Raw genomic sequence first — 21,819 nt, forward strand, 5'->3', positions numbered from 1 at the left:
TCCGCACTCAGCCGGCTAGCTGGGCAAATTCCTCCACGCTCAGAGAAGGATTCAGGGCGCGGTTGATACCCATGGCAAGAAGGCGCGAGCCGCGGTCAATGATGAGGTCGATTTCGCGGGGCGTAACCATCATCTGTGCCCCACGCGGAGCCGCTTTTTCTTCCGGCACTCCGTCGCCGGCAAGGTCCTGCGCAAACGTGGAGGCATCTACCACCGTGGGGATTCCGATGCTGATAACCGGCACGCCGAGCGTGCTCGCGTCAATGCGCGGCCTGCTGTTGCCAACCCCAGCACCCGGCGAAATGCCCACCGAGCTGAGCTGTACCGTGCATCCGAGCCGCGCGGGGTTGCGCGCCGCAAGCGCATCTACGGCAATCACGGCGGCTGGCTGTGTCTCGTTCACAATGGCGCGCAATACTTCGAACGCCTCCATGCCCGTGCATCCGAGCACACCCGGGCTGACGACCGAGACCGGACGTAAGCCTTCAAGCCCCGTTACTTTCGCGATTTCCCCTTTGATGTGCCGCGTTGCAAGCACACGCTCCGCCGCAAGCGGGCCGAGCGCGTCCGGCGTCACGGCGCGGTTTCCGAGACCCGCCGCAAGCACCAGGCCTTCTTTCGGCACCAAAGAGGCAAGCTCTTCCGTGAAAAGTTCCAGAAGGGTGTCATCGGGGTCAGTATGGTCGGAAATCGAGCCGACTTCCAGCGTAATGTAAACCCCGCCATCCTCTTCGATGCGCGTAACCTTGCAGCCGTCTTTTTCGCGCACCGTCCGTTTTGAAGTCTCATTTTTTTCAAGCGCCAAGTCTGTACGAAAATTCATAATTTTTCTTCCCCTTTCGGCCATATCGGCCGACAGATTTTTCTTGCTTTTTTTCGTCGCAAATGTTATCATACTATATAAGACTGCCGAAGGAGGTGGAACCATGCCCAACATCAAATCGGCGAAAAAGCGTGTGAAGATCACCGCGGTGAAAACGATGAGGAATAAGGCTGCGACTACGGAATTGAAGACAGAAATTAAGAAGGCCGTTGCCGCTATTGAAGCCAACGACGCCAACAAGGTGCAACTCGTGCGTGCAGCTGTGAAGAAGATTGACCATGCTGCTGCGCGTGGAATCATTCATAAGAACAACGCTGCCCGTAAAAAGTCCGCGCTGGTTCGCAAACTGAACGCAAATGCGTAACCGTTTGGTCAGAACGTAGAAGCAGAGCATTCACACGCTCTGCTTTTTTTGCACTCTTTCGCAGGCGATTCGTCCGTCTTTGTTCCCGTTGACATTTGTCTGATTATTGATTATGATAGAACTAGATTGTGGAACCTGTTTAGGTTGGTTCCCTGAAAATGGGGGTGTCCGAATTGAAAAAGTCCGGTAAACTGTCCGTGTTAATTACCGTAGTTTCGTTGTTAGCTGCGGCTGTTTCCTTGGCCGTTGCTGTTGTACTCTACCTCGAAAAAAAGAAAAAAGATGAAGAAGATCTCGAACATTATCTGGACTGTTCGATTCAGTAACACCGCAAATAAAGATGTACGGACAGGCTCATGAAGCCTGCCCGTTTTTGTTTATCTGCCTTTGCCGCCGAACGAGCGGACGGCAGTTCTGGCGCGCATGACGGCACGGAAGGTGTACTTTGCCACCTGCCAGAGCAGCGTCATCATCCAGCTGCCGCTGATGGCACGGAAAACAGTCCATGCGTAAGAAGCATAGCGGTACCCTGCTTTCACCTTTCGGAAGTTAGGGTTAACTCTTATCTCCCGATTTTGAAAACAAAGCGGCTAGGTAGCCGAAAAACACCGCCGCCGCGATTCCGGCCGCCCCCGCCGTCACGCCGCCGGAAAAAACGCCCAAAAAGCCTTTTTCACGCACGGCTTCCAGCGTGCCTTTCGCCATTAGATAGCCGAATCCGGTCAACGGAACGGTAGCGCCGGCACCGGCGTAATCCACAAGAGGTTCATAAACGCCGAGCGCACCCAGAAGGACACCGAGCGTGACGAAAGAAACCAGAATCCGCGCCGGCGTCATCTTGGTAAAATCCAGCAGAAGCTGTGCCACAACGCAGATGGCTCCGCCGACTACAAATGCCCGCACAAACTCCATGATTTTTCACCTCGCGGTTAGTTTCGCCTGGCCGCTTGTTCCCTATTCATCGAAAGGAGAAGAAATGAACCGGAAAATCGTTTTTTTCGATCTCGACGGCACTCTGCTCGGCAAACGCAGTGGGAAGCTGTTTCAAATCCCCGGCGACGCACTGCAGGCGATTGACGAAATGAAACGCCGCGGGCACATGGCCGTGGCCTGCACAGGGCGGCCGATAAGATTCGTGCGTCATTTCTTCCCCGGCGTCTTTGACGGCATTATCGCCTCAAACGGCGCACATGTCACACTCGGCGACGAAGTCCTTCGCGACTGGATTCTTCCCGAGTCCCGCGTGCGGGAGCTGTGCCGCCGTTTTGATTCTTACGGCTGCCATTATTTTTTCATCGGCAACGACCGCGGGTGGGCAAGAAACATCGAAAGCGCTCCCGCTGAGCTTGTCGAGTCGCTTCTTAAAAGTTATTTTTTCCCCCATTTCATTGCGGAAAAATGGGAGCCGCATGAAATTGCCGCAAACGCGATGGATTTCGTTTTCCGCGACGAAGCGGAGTTCAAGGCGCAGTTGCCTGCGTTCCAGGGCGAAGGCATGGTTTTCAGCCGCCACGCAAACGGCCTGAGCGGTGACCTCACCCTTCCCGGGAACAACAAGGGCATCGGCGTGAACTGCCTTCTTGCGCACATGGGAGCATCCCGCCAAGACACCGCCGCGTTCGGCGACAGCACGGGCGACCTTGCCATGATGCGCGAGTGCGGCACTGCCGTGGCGATGGGCAACGCAACAGACGACGTAAAGCAATACGCCGATTTTGTAACCACCGCAATTTTTGACGGTGGTGTCTCACAGGGGCTGCACCGCCTCGGACTGATATAAAAGAAATCCTCCAAAACTAAAGCGTTGGGAATCTTCCCGACGCTTTATTTCATAATTTCTTAAGTTTTATAAGATTTTTTCTTTCTCGTGAAATGTATTCGTTTGAATAAAAAAAGCGGCGGAGCAAATGCTCCGCCGCAATACAGTGCTGCACATTCAGCTTTCGTATCTTCCGCAGCAGTACTTGTATTTCTTGCCGCTTCCGCAGGGGCACGGGTCGTTGCGGCCCGGCTTTTTCTTCTTGCGGATGGGCATATTCTTCTTCTCATCGGAACCGTCGCCGCCGATTTGTGTCGTGGGCTTTGCCACCTGTTCGCGCTTCGGCTCCTCCGCCGTGCGAAGTTGTACGGTCAGCATCATGCGGGCGGTGTTCTCGCGGATGGTCTTAATCATCTCGTCGAACATATCGAAGCCTTCCATGCGGTACTCGACGACCGGATCCTTCTGGCCGTAAGCGCGCAGGCGGATACCCTTCTGCAGCTCCTCCATGGCGTCGATGTGGTCCATCCACTCCGTGTCAACATTTTTGAGCAGGATGACGCGCTCCAGCTCACGCATGATTTCAGAGCCGAACTGCTTCTCGCGTTTTTCGTAAAGCTCGTGGGCTTTTTCAATCAGCTCGTTCTGCACGTCGATCGGCTCAAGGCGCGCCTTTTCTTCCGCTGTGTAAACAAGGTCATTCGGCCCGATGAGCCAGCCCATGTAGCGGTCACGCAGGCCTTCGAGGTTCCACGATTCGCGCTCGGCATCTTCCGGCAAGAATGTCTTAACCTGCTCCGCAATGGCCTGGTCAATCATCTTGAGAATCTGTTCCTTCACGTTTTCGCCGTTAAGAACCTGGTCGCGCTGGCTGTAAATGATTTCGCGCTGGCGGTTCAAAACGTCGTCAAACTGAAGAACACTTTTACGGATGGCGAAGTTGCGGCCCTCAATCTTCTTCTGGGAACTCTCAATGGTATTGGTGAGCATCTTGTTTTCAATTGGGGTGTCTTCGTCCACATTCAGGCGTTCCATGAGCGCAGCAATGCGTTCGCCGTTGAAGAGACGCATTAGGTCATCTTCAAGCGAAATATAGAAACGGCTCATGCCGGGGTCACCCTGACGGCCGGCACGCCCACGCAGCTGGTTATCAATTCGGCGGGATTCATGGCGTTCTGTGCCGATGATATAGAGGCCGCCTGCTTTGCGGACTTCCTCCGCTTCAGCCTGCGTCTGCTTGCGGTATTTCTCCACAAGCTTCTTAAAGGTTTCGCGCGCTTTGAGAATTTCAGGGTCGTCCGTATCGGAATGTGCGTCCGCTTCGGCAATCAGCTCATCGGGGACACCCTGCTTGCGCATTTCCGCCTTCGCCATATACTCCGGGTTGCCGCCGAGCATAATATCGGTACCGCGGCCGGCCATGTTCGTTGCAATGGTGACTGCGTTCTTCCGACCTGCCTGTGCGACAATTTGGGCTTCTTTTTCGTGGAATTTTGCGTTCAGCACCTCATGCGGGATGCCTTCACGCTTGAGCATCTTGCTGAGCTTTTCGGATTTTTCAATAGAAATGGTTCCGACGAGCACCGGCTGACCGGTCTTGTGGTGTTCCTTGATGTCTTCGATGACAGCGCGGAACTTTGCATCTTCGGTCTTGTAAACGACATCCGGCAGGTCCACGCGAATCATCGGCTTGTTTGTCGGAATTTCAACTATATCGAGCTTATAAATCTCGCGGAACTCGGCTTCTTCCGTCATGGCGGTACCCGTCATACCGGAGAGCTTGTCGTACATGCGGAAATAGTTCTGGAACGTGATGGTGGCGAGCGTCTTGCTTTCGCGGGCGACCTTCACGCCTTCTTTTGCTTCAATTGCCTGATGCAAGCCTTCGTTGTAGCGGCGGCCATACATGAGGCGGCCGGTGAACTCGTCGACGATGATAACTTGGCCGTCTTTGACAACGTAGTCAACGTCGCGCTTCATTACGCCACGCGCCTTGATCGCTTGATTGATATAGTGCTGAATGGGAAGGTTTTCGGCATCCGTCAGGTTATCAATTTTGAAGAAGGCTTCCGCCTTTTTCACGCCGTTCTGCGTAAGCGTTGCCGTTTTGGCCTTTTCGTCTACGATGTAATCGGCGTCTTTGTAAAGTGCGTCGTTGTCTTCCTTTTCGTCAAGCTCGGCAACCTTCACACAGCGGAGGGTTTTCGCAAAGGCATCCGCAATGTTATACATCTCGGTGGACTGTTCGCCCGGGCCGGAAATAATCAGCGGGGTACGCGCCTCATCAATGAGGATGGAGTCGACTTCGTCGACGATGGCAAAGTTATGCCCACGCTGGACTTTGTCCTCCTTGTAGATAACCATGTTGTCGCGCAAGTAATCGAACCCGAACTCGTTGTTCGTTCCGTAGGTAATATCGGCGTTATATGCCTTTTTGCGGGCGTCGTTGTCGAGGTCATGCACAATAAGGCCGACCGAAAGGCCGAGAAAACGGTAAATCTTTCCCATCCATTCGGAGTCGCGGCGTGCAAGGTAATCGTTGACGGTTACAATGTGAACGCCTTTGCCTGTAAGGCCGTTAAGGTAAGCCGGAAGGGTTGCAACAAGCGTTTTACCTTCACCGGTTTTCATTTCTGCAATTCGTCCCTGGTGCAGAACAATGCCGCCGAGAATCTGAACCGGGAAATGGCGCATGCCAAGCACGCGGTCAGAAGCTTCACGGCAGACAGCAAACGCATCCGGCAAAATATCCTCAAGTGATGCACCGTTTGCCAAGCGCTCCTTGAGTGCAGGGGTCTGAGCTTTCAGTTCTTCATCGGTCATCTCGCGGTATTTGTCTTCCAGGTCAAGCACCGCGTTGCAAAGCGGCCGAATACGTTTCAGTTCCCGTTTGCTGTAATTTCCAAACAAAGCGGCCATAAGAGAATTCATGTATTTCACCTCAAAAGTTGCCCTGCTGCCGGGCTGATGGTTTTTGCCTGGCTTGCTGCACATTAAAGCATGTCCGAAATTTTCACTTGTTTTTTATTATATCATAGCGAAATGCAAAAATATAGACGATTTATGAATTGGTTTTTGCGGTTCTTTTGTCTGCGGATTATTGTTGTGCCGCGAGGAATCGGTCGCGCCACACACACCATCCGGTAACGGAGAGAATGACCACTCCCCCGCCGACAAGCGGAAACACGCCCGGCGCTTCGCCGTTGAACACGAAGACCCACAACGGGTTGAGCAGAGGTTCCGCCGCGCCGATGAGCGAGCAGGCAAGCGGCGGGCAGTCGCGCAATGCCATGGCGTAGAAGATGTAGGAAATTCCGATTTGGAACACGCCGAGGGCTATGAGGCTCAGCACGGCGGTCAGCGTAACTTTCGGCGGGTCGAACGCGGCAAACGGAATCCCGATGGCCGCCGTCAAAAGCTGCGAGAGGAAAATTCCGCTGACGCGCGACTCCATGTCCGCCTCGCCGCAGATGACATACATCGCTGCACAAAACACGCCGGAAAGAAGCGCGACGCAATTTCCCGCAAGGTTCCCCGGCGAAATGTGGTCAAAAAAGGAAAGAGAAATGCCGAGGAATACCGCGGCAACGGCAGTGATATCTTGCCGCATGAATTTCTGCTTCAAAAATACCGCCGAGAAAACGAGAATCAAAATCGGCGACGTGTACTCCAGAACGATGGCGTTCGCCGCCGTTGTGAGCTTATTGGAAACCACAAACGCGAACATCATGCCCGTCATGAAGACAGCCGTGGAAACGGAATATCGGTTAAAGCGAATTTTTCTGCCCGATATTCGGATGAAAACGAACAAGGCGATTCCCGCAATCAGGCTTCGCATTCCGCTGATGAAGGCCGCATTCCACGGAATGAGTTTAATCAGAATTCCCCCAGTGCTCCACAGAACGGATGCGGCAAGCATCAGGCCGACTGTCTTGTGGTGTGGATCTTGAAAAAAGTGCATTACTTCCTAATCTCCCTATGGCAGGGCATGCCGCTCTGCCGCATTATTTTTCCCCTGCCAAATGCCGCAGGATTTTTAAGTATGCCCGGTAGGCAGACGGCACCGGATAATCGCCCAGGACTTCTTCCGGCGATGCCCAAACAAAACCAAGGACCGGTTTTTCCGCCTTTACCAAATAACCCGTCATGTGCCATTCCACATGCGAAAAAATATGTTTTGCCGCCGGCAGAGGCTCGATTGTTTCGGCTTTGATTCCCCATTCGGCAAGGGTTTTCTCTGCCTGCTCCGGCGTCAGCGTACCTTTCTGGCACGGGAACTCCCACATACCCGCGAGGAGACCCGTTTCCGGCCGTCTGCGAAGCGCCGCTGTCCCATTGCTGAGGATCAGGAAAACCGTGCGGTTTTCCACCCTGCGCTTGGGTTTTGCGGCTTTCACGGGCAATTCGTTCTGTGTTCCGGCGCGGTGTGCTTCGCACAGTTCGGCAAGAGGACATTCCCCGCAGAGGGGTTCGCCGTTCGGAAGGCAGACCGTAGCGCCCAGTTCCATGAGTGACTGTGTAAACGCGCTCGCCTGCTCCTTGGGATAGACCTTTTTCAGACGCTCGCGAAGCTCTTTTTTCACGGCCGGCTGGGTAATGTCCTCCCTCGAATTCTGCAGTCTTGCGGCGACGCGCAGGACGTTGCCGTCTACGGCGGGTTCGGGCAAGCCGAACGCGATGGAGGCGATGGAACCAGCCGTATAATCTCCGATGCCGGGCAATTTACGTAGCTGTTCGACATCTGTGGGGAGTTCTCCCCCGAAACGCTCCATGAGCAGGATGGCAGCCTTTTTCAGGCTGCGGGCGCGGCTGTAATAGCCGAGGCCCTCCCAGAGTTTCAGCAGCTTTTCGTCCGGTACTTCCGCAAGCGCTTTCACGTTCGGCAGTTCCCGCACGAAGCGTTCAAAGTATGGCTTGACTGCTTCCACGCGAGTCTGCTGGAGCATAATCTCCGAAATCCACACGCGGTAAGGCGTGGGGTCGTCCCGCCACGGAAGCTGCCTTGCATTTTTTTCGTACCACCGCAGCAGCGGCTCAACTATTTTTTCAAATTCCATGACACCTCCGTCCTTTTTCTTTGGAAAAAGAAAAAGGACGCAAAAAGAAACCACGTTATTCTCAATAAAATTCTGCGTTACAAGTCTTGTTCGTTACTAACAGGGCCGGGTGAAAGGCTTTCTCGAAAAAGAAAAGCACGCAAAAAGAAACCACGTTATTCTTAATAAAACTCTGCGTTACAAGTCTTGTTCGTTACTAACAAGGCTGTGTGAAAAAATTTCTTGAGGCTCTATAATAAATGTTGGGGTGTAACGAATAGAGCCTAAGAAAAAGAGTAAAAAAAGTAGAGCATATTCGATGAAAAACCTTTAAAATGGAAATTACCACTATCCCATGTTGGAGGTCATCGATATGCTCTGTACTCATTCTACCGAAAAACTGCTTGGATTAAAAGGGGTAATCGTAAAAAATGTGAGGCAATTACCCGATAAAACGGAAATTTTCATTGAGTTGCCGAGAAAGCCGCATATTTGCCCTTGCTGTGAACATCAAACCAGCTATGTCCATGATTACCGTTGTCAAACGGTAAAGGACATTCCCGCTTTTGGTAAACACACCAGTTTAATTCTCCGCAAGCGCCGGTATCGCTGCTCTTCCTGCGGAAAGCGTTTCTTTGAACATAACTCGTTTCTGCCAAGATATCACCGCATGACAAATCGATTAGCCGCGTATATCATTTCAAAGCTTTCCGACGTACGTTCCTTTACCAGTGTAGCACGAGAAGTAAATCTTTCGGTTTCAACCATAATCCGGATTTTTGATTGTATCAACTATGGAAAGCCGCAGCAATTACCCGAAGTTGTATCAATTGATGAGTTTAAAGGCAATACAAACAATGAGAAATATCAATGCATTCTGACCGATCCGGTCCGGCACCGAATCCTTGATATTCTTCCTGCTCGTTACAACCACAAGCTGACAGAATATTTTAGCCGGATCGACCGTTCTCAAACCAAGTATTTTGTCAGCGATATGTGGAGTACATATGCTAGTATTGCTCAGACATATTTTAAAAATTCCATTTATGTCATTGACAAATATCATTACATTCGTCAGGTATTTTGGGCTTTTGAAGCTATTCGCAAGGAAGAACAGAAAAGGTTTAGCAAGACCCGAAGAATTTACTTTAAGCGCTCTCGAACCTTGCTGAACAAACGATATGAATTTCTCACTCCGGAGCAAAAACAACAGGTTAATATCATGCTTTATGCAAGCAGCCGTTTGCTGACAGCCTACTCTCTTAAAGAACAGTTTTTCAAAGTTCTTGATTCCTCCGACAGTCAGTCCGCACGGACAGCGCTATCCCATTGGATTATGACCGCACAAAACAGTGGCCTTTCAAGATTTGTTGCTTGTGGAAATACCATGGTGCGCTGGTCAAAAGGTATTCTAAATTCGTTTGATTGCCCTTACACCAATGGTTTTACCGAAGGGGTTAACAACAAGATTAAGGTACTCAAACGCAATGCCTACGGTTATCATAATTTTACCCGCTTTCGTAATCGCATTCTTCACATGTTCCATGTTTCAACGAAAAATGGAGCAGCTTAGTGCCGCTCCATCCCGTGTTTCCATTTTGGGTTACCCCAACTATTGACATAGAGCCTTTCTTGAAAAAGAAAAGGGCGCCGCATTCCGGGCGGCGCCCTCGATACCCCTACGAAGTTATCATAGCACATTTGCAGGTTGGAGAAAACCCCTATTCCTTCCGAAAACGGAAGATTTCTTCCACCGTAACGCCGAAAACTTCGGCAATGTCCATCGCAAGCCGCAGCGAAGGATTGTACCGTCCATTTTCAAGGTGGACGATCGTCTCACGGCGAACACCCACGCGCTCGGCAAACTCTTCCTGACTGATGTCAAGAGAAATCAGGCCGCATGGGAATGAACCCGTGCGGCCTGATAAAGTGATATGCAAAAAGCCTTGGAACTTTCCGAGGCGCATATACAATCTTATTTTGCTCTCTGTCGGAATGCCTTCACAATTGAAGTTCCGGCGATTGCCCCGTCGCAGACAGCCTTGGAGATTTGCAGCAGGCCGCCGATGCAGTCGCCCGCGGCATAAAGCCCCGGCAGGTTTGTTTGGCGCTGTTCATCCACTACAATGGCGGTACCGTTTGTCTCAACACCGAGTTTACGGGCAAAATCAATGCTGCCGGCAACACCCAACGCCACAAAGACGCCGTCCTCGGCAAGCTCGGTGCCGTCTGCAAAGCGCACGCCGCGCAGCACACTGTCGCCGAACAGCGCATCCAGCTTACGCGTTTCCACGGTCATCTCGGGCGGAAACTCCGTTTCCGGTTCGGCTCCGTCCGTCAGAATGGTCACGGAAGCGGCAAGCGGCAGAAGTTCCTTCGCCTCGTGCAGAGCATACTCGCCCGCGCCGAGCACCGCGACATTTTTCTTCCGGTAAAAGAATGCATCACACACGGCACAGTAGCTGACGCCGCGGCCCTCAAATTCCTTCAGGCCGGTCAGCTTCGGCGTTCTGCGCTGGGTACCGGTTGCCAAGACCAGATACGGCGCCCGGTATTCCTGCGCCGCCGTGCTGACGGTAAACTCACCGTCATATGTGATTCCTACGACATCTTCCTCAATAATGGAGGCACCGACGCGGCGTGCTTGAGCGACGCCGTTTTGCAGAAGCTCATGCCCCGAAATGGGATTTTCAAAGCCGTAGTAATTTTCTATTTTATCGGCCTTGGAAAGTGCACCGTTTTCCCTGCCGAGTATGAGGGTATCCAATCCGGCGCGTGCGGTGTAAAGGGCCGCTGAGATCCCCGCGGGGCCAAGCCCCAAGATTATTACGTCTGGCATAAAACATTCCCTTCTTCTCATTTCCGGTTACCTGCATTTAGTATATCCGCTTTGGGCCGCCTAGTCCGTAACAATATTACGTTCTCTTATCCTCCCGCGGAGGTGTGGCAAGAAAAGCGGCACATTCCGCAAGCATGGAAAGCAGAGAAAGCAGGATGAGCAAATAGAACCGCACTCTCACGGAAAAGCTCAGCGGAATGGAACCCCCGTTTTTTACCGCTTCATAGAAAGCAGCGTATGCAAAGGTAAGCGCGGCACCAAGGCAGGCGCCGAAACCGTAATTCGAGCGTTCTTTCATCAGGAACAGCGAGAGAACAATCGCAAGCGGAATTCCGAGTGCCATGAAAAGAAAAACACGAACGTCCATTCCGTATCCCAGCCCGTTATACAAGTGGATCACTGCAAACGGCGAATTGACGCTCCCCCCACCCGTCGGTGCGAATATCATACCGACAAGCAAAGCCTGAAACGCGCACAGAAGAATCTTGATTTTTTTCTTGTTCAAACCTCTCTCCTCCCTTGGGGAGCAAAAATTCCCCCGCCATAGACGGGGGAATTTTCAATCCTGATTTTGCTTGGATTATTTCGCTGCTTTTGCTCTCTTGTCTTTGATGGCAGCCTGAGCTGCTGCAAGACGAGCAATCGGAACGCGGAACGGTGAGCAGGAGACATAATCGAGGCCTGCGAAATGGCAGAACTCAACAGAGGTCGGGTCACCGCCGTGCTCGCCGCAGATGCCGAGGTGCAGGTTCGGGTTAGCAGCTTTGCCTTCCTGAGCACTGAGCTTAACCAAGCGGCCTACGCCCTTCTGGTCAAGGTGCTGGAACGGATCGGACTCATAGATCTTCTTATCGTAGTAAGCGTCGAGGAACTTACCAGCGTCGTCACGGCTGAAGCCGAAGGTCATCTGAGTCAGGTCGTTGGTGCCGTAGCTGAAGAAGTCAGCTTCCTTAGCAATTTCACCGGCGGTCAGAGCTGCACGCGGAATCTCAATCATGGTACCGACCTCATACTTCATGTCGATGCCGGCTTCTTTGATGATCTTGTCGGCCGTAGCAACAACAACGTCCTTGACGTACTTGAGCTCTTTTGCTTCGCCAACGAGCGGAATCATAATCCGCGGCTCAATCTTCTTGCCGGTCTTCTTCGTCACGTTAATCGCGGCGTTGATGACAGCAGTGGTCTGCATTTCGGCAATTTCCGGATAGGTGACGCTCAGGCGGCAGCCACGGTGACCCATCATCGGGTTGAACTCGTGCAGGCCGGCGATAACATTCTTGAGCTTCTCAACCGTAACGCCGATCTCTTCTGCGATTTCCTTGATATCTTCTTCCTTGGTCGGCAGGAACTCGTGGAGCGGCGGATCCAGGAAGCGGATGGTAACCGGACGCTCGCCCATGATTTCAAACAGAGCTTCAAAGTCGCCCTGCTGATACGGCAGAATCTTCGCGAGAGCCTTCTTGCGTTCTTCGGTCGTTTCAGCAACGATCATTTCACGCATAGCCTTAATGCGCTCGCCCTCGAAGAACATGTGCTCGGTGCGGCAGAGGCCGATGCCTTCAGCGCCGAAATCGCTTGCCTGCTTTGCATCGCGCGGCGTATCAGCATTGGTGAATACCTTCAGCTTGCGAACTTTGTCTGCCCAAGCCATGTAGCGGCCGAAGTTGCCGGAAATGGTAGCAGGAACGGTCGGGATGGCAACGTCATAGACATAGCCGGTCGAACCGTCAATGGAGATATAGTCGCCCTCTTTGATGGTCTTGCCGCCGAGGGTGAACTGTTTCTTTTCGTAGTCGACGACGATTTCACCGCATCCGGCAACGCAGCAAGCGCCCATACCGCGAGCAACAACGGCTGCGTGAGAGGTCATGCCGCCGCGAACCGTCAGGATGCCCTGAGCAGCAGCCATGCCTTCGATGTCTTCCGGAGAAGTCTCAAGGCGGACAAGAACAACTTTCTCGCCTCTTGCTGCCCATTCTTTTGCATCATCAGCGGTGAAAACAACTTTACCGCAAGCAGCGCCAGGAGAAGCTGCGAGGCCACGGCCAATCGGCGTTGCTTTCTTAAGCGCGTCGGCGTCAAACTGCGGGTGCAGCAAAGCATCGAGCTGTTTCGGGTCAACGCGGAGAACTGCTTCTTCTTCGTCAATCATGCCTTCGTCAACGAGGTCGCAGGCAATCTTCAGAGCAGCAGTTGCGGTGCGCTTGCCGTTACGGGTCTGGAGCATATACAGGTGACCGTCTTCGATGGTGAACTCCATGTCCTGCATATCCTTGAAGTGATTTTCAAGGCGCTGTGCAATCTGCACGAACTGCTCGTAAACGTCCGGCATCTGCTCTTTCAGGTGGCTGATCGGGGACGGTGTACGAATACCGGCAACAACGTCTTCGCCCTGAGCGTTGATGAGGTATTCACCGAACAGTTCTTTTTCACCGGTAGCCGGGTTGCGGGTAAATGCAACGCCTGTGCCGGAACGGTTGCCGCTGTTGCCGAACGCCATTGTCTGAACGTTGACTGCGGTGCCCCACTCGTAGGGGATTTCGTTCATCTTGCGGTATACGTTTGCACGGGGGTTGTCCCAGCTGCGGAACACAGCCTTAACAGCTTCGATGAGCTGCTCCTTCGGATCCTGCGGGAACGGCTTATGTTCGTGATCTTCATAAATCTTCTTGAAGATTTCGACCAGTTTCTTAAGGTCTTCCGCCGTCAGGTCAATATCGTTCTTGACGCCCTTTGCCGCCTTCATCTTGTCGATTTCTTCTTCGAAGAGGCTCTTAGGAACGCCCATTACGACGTCCGCGAACATCTGAACGAAACGGCGGTAGGAGTCGTATGCAAAACGCGGGTTGCCGGTCTTCTTTGCAAGACCTTCAACGGATGCGTCGTTAAGACCAAGGTTAAGGATTGTGTCCATCATGCCCGGCATGGACTGACGTGCGCCGGAACGGACGGAAACAAGCAGTGGGTTATTAATGTCACCGAAAGTTTTGCCAGTGATCTTTTCAAGGCCCTTCATATGCTCGAAGATATCCTTCTGGATTTCTTCGTTGATCTGACGGCCTTCCTTGTAATACAGTGTGCAGGCTTCGGTGGAAATGGTGAAGCCCGGCGGAACCGGCATTCCGGCTGCTGTCATTTCTGCCAGACCGGCACCCTTGCCGCCAAGGATGTTTCTCATTTGGGTCATGTCGCCATGGAACGCTTCACTGCCTTCAGTGAAGTAGTAGAGGAACTTATGGCTCATAAACAAATACCTCCTGATATTAAATTTTAACATCGAGCATAGTTTTTTTTGATGCAGGGGACGTTCGTTTTTACGCTCAGAAAGTATTATATCAAATCAGGCGAATAAAAGCTATATGAAATTGTAAAACTTTTTCAACATATTTCGCGAAATTTTCCTATTTTTTGAAACCGCTTGTTTTGTCGGCAGCAGTATTTCTTTTGTAGCGCTTGAAAAAATGTTTTAAAATGAGATAATAGTCTACGGAGATTGCACATCAGCAACCATATGAGACCATATGGAGGAAAAAGAATGATACAACAAAGCTGTGCCGTGATCCTTGCCGCAGGCGAAGGAAAACGGATGAAGCGGAACCGGCCCAAATGCCTTTCTCCGGTTCTGCTAAAACCCATGCTCCAATGGGTGATTGACGCCGCCCGTGCCGCCGGAATCGACGACCTCTGCACCGTCACCGGTTTCCTGCACGAGAGGGTAGACGCTTACCTCGCGGAGCATGACCCCGGCGTAACGACTGTTCTTCAGGCAGAACGGAAGGGAACCGGGCACGCCGTCATGATGGCGGCAGACTTTATCCGGAGCCATGCAAAGAACGGCAACGTTCTCGTTCTGAACGGCGACGCCCCATTCCTTGAGGCGGATACCATTCGGAAGGCACTGGAACAGCACATAAAGAGCGGAAGCGCCGTCACGGTGATTTCCGCTGTCTTGGATGACCCCACGGGCTACGGTCGCATCATCCGGGCTGGCGGGGATGGTGAACTGCGCGCAATTGTGGAACAAAAAGACGCTTCCGCAGACGAACTGGCGGTGCGGGAAGTAAATTCCGGCGCCTATTGGTTCCGTGCAGAAGATCTTCTTGAAATACTTCCTCAAATTCGCAGCAATAATAAACAGGGAGAATTCTACTTGACTGACGCCGTGGCGCTTCTTCTTGCTGCGGGCAAAAAAGCAGGTGCCTTTGCCGCCGATTCTCCCGATGCCGTAAAAGGCGCAAACGACTGTCTGCAACTGCATGAACTGAACGTCATCGCACGGAATGCGGTTCTCCGCAAACATATGAGCGACGGCGTAGATATTCCTTGCACAGACGGAGTCGTCATCGGACCGGATGTGGTCATCGGCAAAGACTGTACAATTCTTCCAGGCACTATGCTTTCCGGCCGTACCGTAATCGGAAACGGCTGCACGCTGGGGCCATGCACCGTGCTTGACGGATGCACCGTCGGCGACGGATGTATCCTCGACAGCGTGCGCGGAACAAACTGTACCTTGGAACCAGGAACCTGCCCAAAACCGTTTACACAGTTAAACTAACGAAAGATAATCGGGGCTTCAGACCGGCTCCGTAAAGTTTCAGGAGAAATATAGGGGGATAAAGCAAATGAGTTTTCACGGCAAGGACATCAAAATTTTCTGCGGGAGTGCAAGTCAGAAGGCTGCTGAGCAAATTGCACAGTGCCTTGGCCTGCCAATGGGAAAAAGTGAAGTCAGTACATTCAGCGACGGAGAGATTTCGGTGTCGATTTACGACTCCGTCCGCGGTTCGGACTGCTTCATCGTTCAGTCCACCTGCGCACCCGTCAACCACAACCTGATGGAACTGCTGATTATGATGGATGCCATGAAACGTGCTTCTGCTGCGCGCATCACCGCGGTCATTCCGTATTTTGGCTACGCAAGACAGGACCGTAAAGCCAAAGCGCACGACCCGATTACGGCGAAGCTCGTGGCCGATCTTCTGACTGCCGCCGGCGCCAACCGTGTTCTGACGATGGACCTTCACGCGGCACAGATTCAGGGATTCTTCAACATTCCGGTTGACCACCTGCTCGGCGTCCCAGTTCTTGCCTCTTACATCAAGTCGCGCATTGCCGGCCACGAAGATGAATATGTAGTTGTCTCCCCCGACCTTGGCTCCGTTACCCGCGCCCGCAACTTTGCGGAGCGCGTCGGCTGCAAGCTTGCCATTGTAGACAAGCGCCGCCAGAAAGCAAACGTCTGCGAGGTTATGAACGTCATCGGAGACGTATCCGGCAAAAAGGTCATTCTGGTTGACGACATGATTGACACTGCCGGAACCCTCTGCAACGCCGCAAAGGCGATTATGGAAAACGGCGCAAAAGAAGTATCCGCTTGCGCGACACACGCCGTTCTCTCCGGCCCCGCTTTGGATCGCATCAAGGCAAGTCCCATGAAGGAACTGGTTCTGCTCGACACCATTCCGCTTTCGGAGGATAAGATTCTCCCGAACATGACCATCCTTCCGGTGGCACCGCTGTTTGCCGAAGCAATTGAGCGCATTTATCAGGACAAACCGGTTTCTCCGCTGTTCCGCTAAAAGCGGGGGTTCGAAAGCTCGTGCAGCGAGAATGTTTCTGCGATACAAAGCCGAAACGCAGCTTTCGTAATTTCTTGAATGATTGAACAACGCCGCCGAAGCGGAGCAGAACCGTCTGCTCCGCTCTCGGCTTTTGCTGCAAAATAAGGATTTTTTCGAATCGGAGGACTTCATGCTGAATCTGTTTCATAAATCGGCGGAACCGTCGGGCCCCGTCGAATACATCATCGTGGGTCTCGGAAACCCCGGCCCGCAGTATGAAGGCACACACCACAACGCCGGGTTCATGGCAATTGACGCGCTGGCGGAAAAGTGCGGGGTAAAGATTGACCGTCTGAAATTCAAAGGGCTTTGCGCCACCGCCACGCTGGCCGGAAAAAAGGTGCTGCTTCTCAAGCCCTCTACCTTTATGAACCTAAGCGGCCAAAGCGTGACGGAAGCCATGCGGTTCTACAAGCTTCCGCCCGAACGCGTCATCATCCTGTATGATGACATCTCCTTCCCGCCGGGAAAACTGCGCATCCGCATGAAGGGCAGCGACGGCGGCCAGAACGGCATGAAGAACATCATCTACCTTGCCGGCAGCGACGCATTCCCGCGCATCCGGCTCGGCACCGGAGACAGGCCGGACCGCAGGTATGACCTTGCAGACTGGGTACTCGCAAAGTTTACGGAAAGCGACAAAAAGCTGTTCGACCAAGCCGTGGAAAATGCCTGTGCCGCGTTGGAGCTGATGGTGCAGGGCAAAACGGCGGAAGCGATGAGCCTTTACAACGGCAAAGGATAAACTTGAGAAGATAACATACTGTGAGGAGTTTTTGCATGGAATTTCTCAACAGCGCAATCGGCGGATTAAAAGAATTCGCCGCGCTGGAATCGGCGGTGCGCTCCCGAAGCCTTCCGGCTGCGGTCACGGGCGTGACCGGCATCCACAAAGCAAATATCATATATTCGCTCTGCTCCCGTCTGGGGCGCAGAGCTTTTGTCGTAACGAGCGATGAGCCAGAGGCGAACCGCCTCTGCTCCGACCTCGAGGCGATGGGGATTCCTGCCTATTTTTACCCCTACCGCGTTTTTACCTTGCGTGAAGCGGAAGGCGTTTCCCATGAATATGAGCACCAGCGCCTGCGTGCCCTCGCCGCCATGCTGGAGGAAGCGCCCAGCGTGGTCGTCTGCTGTGCCGACGCGGCGCTGCAGCTAACCATTCCTCCCGAGGAACTGAAGCGGAGAATGCTCACGCTGAAAGTCGGCATGCAGGTTTCCATGGAACGCGTGCTGTCCGTGCTCACCGCATGCGGCTACGAGGCGGCGCCGCAAATCGACGGGCCAGGCCAGTATTCCCGACGCGGCGGAATTCTCGACTTTTTCCCAACCGGAATGTCGGCTCCGGTGCGCGCTGAATTTTTCGGCGATGAAATCGACACACTCTCTCTGTTTGATGTAGAGACACAGCGGCGCACCGAGTCGCAGGAAAGCGTAACCGTCTTCCCCGCCTCCGAGGCGATTATCGGCGACGCGGGGTTCCTTGCGGAACAGATTCGTTCGATTGCCGCCTCTCTGCGCGGCAAAACCGCGGCGCAGGCAAAAAAGGTCCTCTCGCACGAAGCGAGCAAGCTCGAAGACGGTTTGCCGCTCGGCAATGCCGACAAGTTTCTTCCCATTCTTTACGGCGGAAAAACCGCCTGCGTACTCGACTACCTCACAGATGACATCCTGCTGTTTGTCAGTGAACCGGTGCGTGCCAAAGAGCGTGCGCGCAGCGCGCTGTGGCAGTGGGGCGAAGACCTAAAAGACTGCCTTGCCGACGGTTCTCTCTGCCGCGGGCTGGACTGCTACAACCGGGAGTGGACCGACGCGCTGTCTGTCTTTGCGGAGCACGGCGCCATCTACCTTGACGCTTTTGTTCACGGAGGATACGAAACGCCTGTTCACGAAGCGCTGAACCTCACCGCACGACAGCTTTCCGTTTGGGGCGGAAACATGCAGCTTCTCATCGAAGACCTGCGGAATATGCTCACGAACAAGTGGTCCTGCGCTGTCCTCGCCGGCAATGAAAAGGCTGCGAAGAATGTGGCTTCCGACCTCCAGCGTCACGGCATCGACGCGGTCTACCAAGAGAACCCGAAGAAAATCGAACGCGGAGAAGTTGTTGTAACAACGGGAGCACTTTCCAGCGGATTTGAATACCCGGGCGCGTTCTTCGGCCTCATCACGCGCGGACGGACAGCCCCCGTGAAAACAAAGCGTGCCAAAAAAGTTCACACCGGTCAGGAAATCACCGATATTTCCGACCTCACCCCGGGCGATTACGTCGTTCACGCTACACACGGCATCGGCGTGTTTGAAGGTATCCACAAGATTGAAATGCAGGGAATTGTAAAGGACTATATCAAGGTGCGCTATGCGAAGGGCGACACGCTTTATGTCCCTGTGACACAGCTCGACATGGTCTCCAAATATATCGGGCCGCGCGAAGACGCAGCGGTGCGCCTCAACCGCATCGGCGGAACCGACTGGCAGAAGGCAAAGGCTCGCGTGCGCAGCGCGGTCAAGGACATTGCAAAGGATCTCATCAAACTCTACGCCGAGCGCATGGCGTTGAAAGGCCACGCCTTCCCTCCGGACACCGAATGGCAGCATGACTTTGAGTCTCACTTTGAGTTTGAAGAAACCGAGGACCAGCTCCGCTGTATCGAGGAAATCAAGAGCGACATGGAGCGCCCGGTTCCCATGGATCGCCTTCTTTGCGGCGACGTCGGCTTCGGCAAAACGGAAGTCGCCCTGCGCGCCGCGTTCAAATGTATTTCCGACGGCAAACAATGCGCCATGCTGGTGCCGACAACGATTCTCGCTTGGCAGCACTACCAGACCATCACCCGCCGCATGGAGGGTTTCCCCGTCAACATTCAGCTTCTTTCCCGCTTCCGAACCCCGAAGCAGCAGGAAGAAATCATCAAAGGCCTCAAGCGCGGCGATGTGGACATGGTCGTCGGCACGCACCGGCTCATTTCACAGGATGTGGAATTCCGCGACCTCGGCCTCATCATTATCGACGAGGAACAGCGGTTCGGTGTGGCGCAGAAGGAAAAGCTCAAGACCAAATACAAAACCGTAGACGTTCTGACCCTTTCCGCAACGCCGATTCCGCGCACATTGAACATGGCGCTCTCCGGAATCCGCGACATGAGCATCATCGAAGAAGCGCCGCGTGACCGCCACCCGGTTCAGACCTATGTCCTCGAGCATGACGACAACATCATCTACGAAGCGATTCGCCGGGAACTGCGCCGAGGCGGGCAGGTTTATTATCTGCACAACGACGTTGCCACCATTGAGCGCACGGCTGCCCGCATTCAGGCCGCGATACCAGAAGCAAAGGTCGGCTTCGGGCACGGCAAAATGAGCGAGCAGGAGCTTTCGGAGGTCTGGCGGCGTCTGATTGAACAGGAAATCGACGTTCTCGTCTGCACCACAATCATCGAAACCGGCGTTGACGTTCCGAACGTCAACACGCTGATTATTGAAAATGCCGACCGCATGGGGCTTTCGCAGCTTCATCAGATTCGCGGGCGCGTAGGGCGCTCCAACCGCCGTGCGTACGCTTACCTAACCTTCCGGCGCAACAAGGTGCTTTCTGAAGCCGCACAGAAACGCCTGACCGCCATCCGCCAATTCACGGAATTCGGCTCCGGCTTCAAGATTGCCATGCGGGACATGGAAATCCGCGGCGCAGGCAACATTCTCGGCGGAGAACAGCACGGCCACATGGAGGCGGTCGGCTACGATATGTACCTGCATCTGCTTTCCGACGCGATTCGGCGTGAAAAAGGCGAGGAAGTTCAGGAATACGGCGAAGAATGTCTCGTGGACCTTCAGGTGCCGGCGCATATTCCGGAGGACTATATTCCGGACCTGAACCAGCGGCTTGACATTTACCGCCGCATTGCGGACATCCGAACCTCGGAGGACGCCCTCGACGTAACCGACGAACTGATCGACCGGTTCGGCGAGCCGCCGGCAAGCGTGAACGGCCTTGTGCAGATTGCGCTGCTGCGCAACCGCGCCTCCGCCCTCGGCATCAAGGAAATCAAGCAGCAGGGCGACAAGCTGCTTCTCTACCGCGACAGTTTCGATATGAAAAAGATTTCGGCCCTCATCGCTGCCATGCGCGGCCGCGTTATGGTAAATGCGGGAACGAAGCCTTACATCAGCGTAACGGTTCCCAAAGGCCAAGAACCCGTTGCTGTGCTTGAGAAAACACTCTCCATCCTTGGAGGAGATTTCGATGAAAAATCTCAAAAGGAATAGACACATTCCCGAAAAAAGTGTATAATTACCACAATAACCAAACAGAAGCGAGTGTGAACTATGAAATTACGCAACAGACTTCTTCCGGTGCTCCTTGCTGCTGCACTGTGCGTCCCCGCCTCGGGCTGTTCTGTGGATAAAAGCTGGGCAATTAAGAATTCTTCCACAACGATTCCCATTGGCGTTTATATTTACAACCTTTACAGCGCCTATGAGGAGGCAAACTCGAAGAAAACTGATTCCAGCAAATCTGTTTTTGAACAGAAAATTGACAACAAGGACGCCAAAACTTGGATTCGTGAAAAGGCTCTGACCGACACGAAGATGACGATTCTTCTTGACAAAAAAATCAAAGACATGAAGCTGACCTACTCCGATGACTACAAGAAGAAAGCTTCCGAAATGAACACGGAACTTTGGTCAGAGTATTCTTCAGCCTTTGAAGGCTACGGAATTGCGAAGTCTTCGTTTGAACTGGCCTACGGCACAGCGTCCGAAAAGATGCGTTTGATTTTTAACGGCATCTACGGCAAAAACGGCACAAACCCCGTTTCCGACGATGACCTGAAAAACTATTACACCAAAACTTACACCGACTTCTCCTACATGGTACTGCCGCTTTACACCACAGATTCCAACGGAAACTACTCTGCCGCCATGACGGACGAGCAGAAGAAAACCGCCAAGAAAGTTTTCGACGAATATGCCGAAAAAATCAAGGCAGGCACCATTACCATGGAACAGGCGGGCGAAGACTACAAGAAAGCAAAGAACAGCAGCGACGATCTGCTGCATTCCGCGACGGTCAACATTCAGACCGACACTTCTTTCCCAACCGAACTGAAAAACGCGATTAAGTCCATGAAGGCCGGCGATGTGAAAACAGTTGAGCTTTCTGAGCAGCAGGCTTATGTTCTCGTTTACAAGAAGGATAGCAACAAAGCTGCGGAAACCCAGATTTCTACGGACGACGGGCGCGAAAGCCTTCTCTCGGCTTACAAGTGGGATGAATTCACCGCCCAGCTTGAAAAAGAAGCAGCTGCCATGACCGGCATTACCGTAAACGAAAAGGCGCTGAATTCCTACGACCCCAGCATGTTTGAATAAA

19 protein-coding genes are annotated in these 21,819 nt (G+C 53.2%); 9 read left to right on the forward strand and 10 right to left on the reverse strand.

The window, feature by feature from the left end; all coding sequences use genetic code 11:
- Positions 1-7 precede the first annotated feature (7 nt).
- Positions 8-823 carry a GPR endopeptidase gene (gene gpr, locus NOG13_RS07925; protein WP_283110029.1) on the reverse strand — a complete coding sequence of 272 codons (816 nt, stop codon included), beginning with the start codon at positions 821-823 and terminating at the stop codon, positions 8-10.
- 103 nt (positions 824-926) lie between these two features.
- On the opposite strand from gpr, the gene rpsT reads away from it, so the two are divergent.
- Together rpsT and NOG13_RS07935 are read left to right on the forward strand one after the other, a co-directional pair.
- Positions 927-1,187 (forward strand): 30S ribosomal protein S20, encoded by a 261-nt coding sequence (gene rpsT, locus NOG13_RS07930; protein ID WP_283110030.1) that lies wholly within the window; start codon positions 927-929, stop codon positions 1,185-1,187.
- A 173-nt stretch (positions 1,188-1,360) separates the two neighbouring features.
- Positions 1,361-1,513 (forward strand): hypothetical protein, encoded by a 153-nt coding sequence (locus NOG13_RS07935; protein WP_283111207.1) that lies wholly within the window; start codon positions 1,361-1,363, stop codon positions 1,511-1,513.
- Positions 1,514-1,564: 51 nt separating this feature from the next.
- Here the strand turns inward: NOG13_RS07935 and NOG13_RS07940 are convergent, their stop codons facing one another.
- A complete protein-coding gene (locus NOG13_RS07940; protein WP_283110031.1) occupies positions 1,565-1,726 on the reverse strand; it encodes a hypothetical protein in 162 nt (53 codons plus the stop codon).
- Positions 1,727-1,742: 16 nt separating this feature from the next.
- Positions 1,743-2,099, reverse strand: coding sequence for a stage V sporulation protein AE (gene spoVAE, locus NOG13_RS07945; RefSeq protein WP_283110032.1), 357 nt, complete (start codon positions 2,097-2,099; stop codon positions 1,743-1,745).
- A 64-nt stretch (positions 2,100-2,163) separates the two neighbouring features.
- Between spoVAE and NOG13_RS07950 the strand changes: the two genes are divergently transcribed.
- Positions 2,164-2,967 (forward strand): HAD family hydrolase, encoded by an 804-nt coding sequence (locus tag NOG13_RS07950; RefSeq protein ID WP_283110033.1) that lies wholly within the window; start codon positions 2,164-2,166, stop codon positions 2,965-2,967.
- Between the two features lie 156 nt (positions 2,968-3,123).
- Here the strand turns inward: NOG13_RS07950 and secA are convergent, their stop codons facing one another.
- The 3 genes from secA to mutY all read right to left on the reverse strand — a co-directional run bounded on the left by secA (position 3,124) and on the right by mutY (position 8,003).
- Positions 3,124-5,877 (reverse strand): preprotein translocase subunit SecA, encoded by a 2,754-nt coding sequence (secA, locus tag NOG13_RS07955; RefSeq protein ID WP_283110034.1) that lies wholly within the window; start codon positions 5,875-5,877, stop codon positions 3,124-3,126.
- A gap of 166 nt (positions 5,878-6,043) precedes the next feature.
- Positions 6,044-6,907, reverse strand: a complete 864-nt coding sequence (locus tag NOG13_RS07960; protein WP_283110035.1) for a DMT family transporter — start codon at positions 6,905-6,907, stop codon at positions 6,044-6,046.
- Between the two features lie 43 nt (positions 6,908-6,950).
- Positions 6,951-8,003, reverse strand: coding sequence for an A/G-specific adenine glycosylase (gene mutY / locus NOG13_RS07965; protein WP_283110036.1), 1,053 nt, complete (start codon positions 8,001-8,003; stop codon positions 6,951-6,953).
- Between the two features lie 352 nt (positions 8,004-8,355).
- On the opposite strand from mutY, the gene NOG13_RS07970 reads away from it, so the two are divergent.
- Positions 8,356-9,555 carry an ISL3 family transposase gene (locus NOG13_RS07970; RefSeq protein ID WP_283110037.1) on the forward strand — a complete coding sequence of 400 codons (1,200 nt, stop codon included), beginning with the start codon at positions 8,356-8,358 and terminating at the stop codon, positions 9,553-9,555.
- 148 nt (positions 9,556-9,703) lie between these two features.
- Here NOG13_RS07970 and NOG13_RS07975 read toward each other — a convergent pair whose 3' ends face one another.
- The 4 genes from NOG13_RS07975 to ppdK form a co-directional block, all read right to left on the reverse strand.
- The gene (locus NOG13_RS07975) at positions 9,704-9,877 is read right to left on the reverse strand and encodes a helix-turn-helix transcriptional regulator (RefSeq protein ID WP_283111180.1); all 174 of its coding nucleotides are present in this window, start codon (positions 9,875-9,877) and stop codon (positions 9,704-9,706) included.
- An 80-nt stretch (positions 9,878-9,957) separates the two neighbouring features.
- Complete coding sequence (locus NOG13_RS07980) at positions 9,958-10,821, reverse strand: NAD(P)/FAD-dependent oxidoreductase (protein ID WP_283110038.1); 864 nt, start codon at positions 10,819-10,821, stop codon at positions 9,958-9,960.
- Between the two features lie 76 nt (positions 10,822-10,897).
- Positions 10,898-11,326, reverse strand: coding sequence for a hypothetical protein (locus NOG13_RS07985; RefSeq protein ID WP_283110039.1), 429 nt, complete (start codon positions 11,324-11,326; stop codon positions 10,898-10,900).
- Positions 11,327-11,401: 75 nt separating this feature from the next.
- A complete protein-coding gene (ppdK, locus tag NOG13_RS07990; RefSeq protein ID WP_283110040.1) occupies positions 11,402-14,065 on the reverse strand; it encodes a pyruvate, phosphate dikinase in 2,664 nt (887 codons plus the stop codon).
- 291 nt (positions 14,066-14,356) lie between these two features.
- Between ppdK and NOG13_RS07995 the strand changes: the two genes are divergently transcribed.
- The 5 genes from NOG13_RS07995 (at position 14,357) to NOG13_RS08015 (ending at position 21,818) form a co-directional block, all read left to right on the forward strand.
- Positions 14,357-15,379: a sugar phosphate nucleotidyltransferase gene (locus NOG13_RS07995; protein WP_283110041.1), complete on the forward strand. Its 1,023-nt coding sequence runs from the start codon at positions 14,357-14,359 to the stop codon at positions 15,377-15,379.
- A gap of 67 nt (positions 15,380-15,446) precedes the next feature.
- Positions 15,447-16,403, forward strand: coding sequence for a ribose-phosphate diphosphokinase (locus NOG13_RS08000; RefSeq protein WP_283110042.1), 957 nt, complete (start codon positions 15,447-15,449; stop codon positions 16,401-16,403).
- A gap of 172 nt (positions 16,404-16,575) precedes the next feature.
- The gene (gene pth, locus NOG13_RS08005; RefSeq protein WP_283110043.1) at positions 16,576-17,190 is read left to right on the forward strand and encodes an aminoacyl-tRNA hydrolase; all 615 of its coding nucleotides are present in this window, start codon (positions 16,576-16,578) and stop codon (positions 17,188-17,190) included.
- Between the two features lie 35 nt (positions 17,191-17,225).
- A complete protein-coding gene (gene mfd, locus NOG13_RS08010; protein ID WP_283110044.1) occupies positions 17,226-20,711 on the forward strand; it encodes a transcription-repair coupling factor in 3,486 nt (1,161 codons plus the stop codon).
- Between the two features lie 60 nt (positions 20,712-20,771).
- A complete protein-coding gene (locus NOG13_RS08015; RefSeq protein ID WP_283110045.1) occupies positions 20,772-21,818 on the forward strand; it encodes a peptidylprolyl isomerase in 1,047 nt (348 codons plus the stop codon).
- The last annotated feature ends 1 nt before the right edge of the window (position 21,819 follow it).

It is taken from the genome of Thermocaproicibacter melissae (genome assembly GCF_024498295.1).
Lineage (GTDB): Bacteria > Bacillota > Clostridia > Oscillospirales > Acutalibacteraceae > Thermocaproicibacter > Thermocaproicibacter melissae.

Excerpts from the sequence above, each read along its gene's own strand:
- gpr (WP_283110029.1), bottom strand. The coding sequence starts at position 823 with ATGAATTTTCGTACAGACTTGGCGCTTGAAAAAAATGAGACTTCAAAA.
- rpsT (WP_283110030.1), top strand. The coding sequence starts at position 927 with ATGCCCAACATCAAATCGGCGAAAAAGCGTGTGAAGATCACCGCGGTG.
- spoVAE (WP_283110032.1), bottom strand. The coding sequence starts at position 2,099 with ATGGAGTTTGTGCGGGCATTTGTAGTCGGCGGAGCCATCTGCGTTGTG.
- NOG13_RS07950 (WP_283110033.1), top strand. The coding sequence starts at position 2,164 with ATGAACCGGAAAATCGTTTTTTTCGATCTCGACGGCACTCTGCTCGGC.
- secA (WP_283110034.1), bottom strand. The coding sequence starts at position 5,877 with ATGAATTCTCTTATGGCCGCTTTGTTTGGAAATTACAGCAAACGGGAA.
- NOG13_RS07960 (WP_283110035.1), bottom strand. The coding sequence starts at position 6,907 with ATGCACTTTTTTCAAGATCCACACCACAAGACAGTCGGCCTGATGCTT.
- mutY (WP_283110036.1), bottom strand. The coding sequence starts at position 8,003 with ATGGAATTTGAAAAAATAGTTGAGCCGCTGCTGCGGTGGTACGAAAAA.
- NOG13_RS07970 (WP_283110037.1), top strand. The coding sequence starts at position 8,356 with ATGCTCTGTACTCATTCTACCGAAAAACTGCTTGGATTAAAAGGGGTA.
- NOG13_RS07980 (WP_283110038.1), bottom strand. The coding sequence starts at position 10,821 with ATGCCAGACGTAATAATCTTGGGGCTTGGCCCCGCGGGGATCTCAGCG.
- ppdK (WP_283110040.1), bottom strand. The coding sequence starts at position 14,065 with ATGAGCCATAAGTTCCTCTACTACTTCACTGAAGGCAGTGAAGCGTTC.
- NOG13_RS07995 (WP_283110041.1), top strand. The coding sequence starts at position 14,357 with ATGATACAACAAAGCTGTGCCGTGATCCTTGCCGCAGGCGAAGGAAAA.
- NOG13_RS08000 (WP_283110042.1), top strand. The coding sequence starts at position 15,447 with ATGAGTTTTCACGGCAAGGACATCAAAATTTTCTGCGGGAGTGCAAGT.
- pth (WP_283110043.1), top strand. The coding sequence starts at position 16,576 with ATGCTGAATCTGTTTCATAAATCGGCGGAACCGTCGGGCCCCGTCGAA.
- mfd (WP_283110044.1), top strand. The coding sequence starts at position 17,226 with ATGGAATTTCTCAACAGCGCAATCGGCGGATTAAAAGAATTCGCCGCG.
- NOG13_RS08015 (WP_283110045.1), top strand. The coding sequence starts at position 20,772 with ATGAAATTACGCAACAGACTTCTTCCGGTGCTCCTTGCTGCTGCACTG.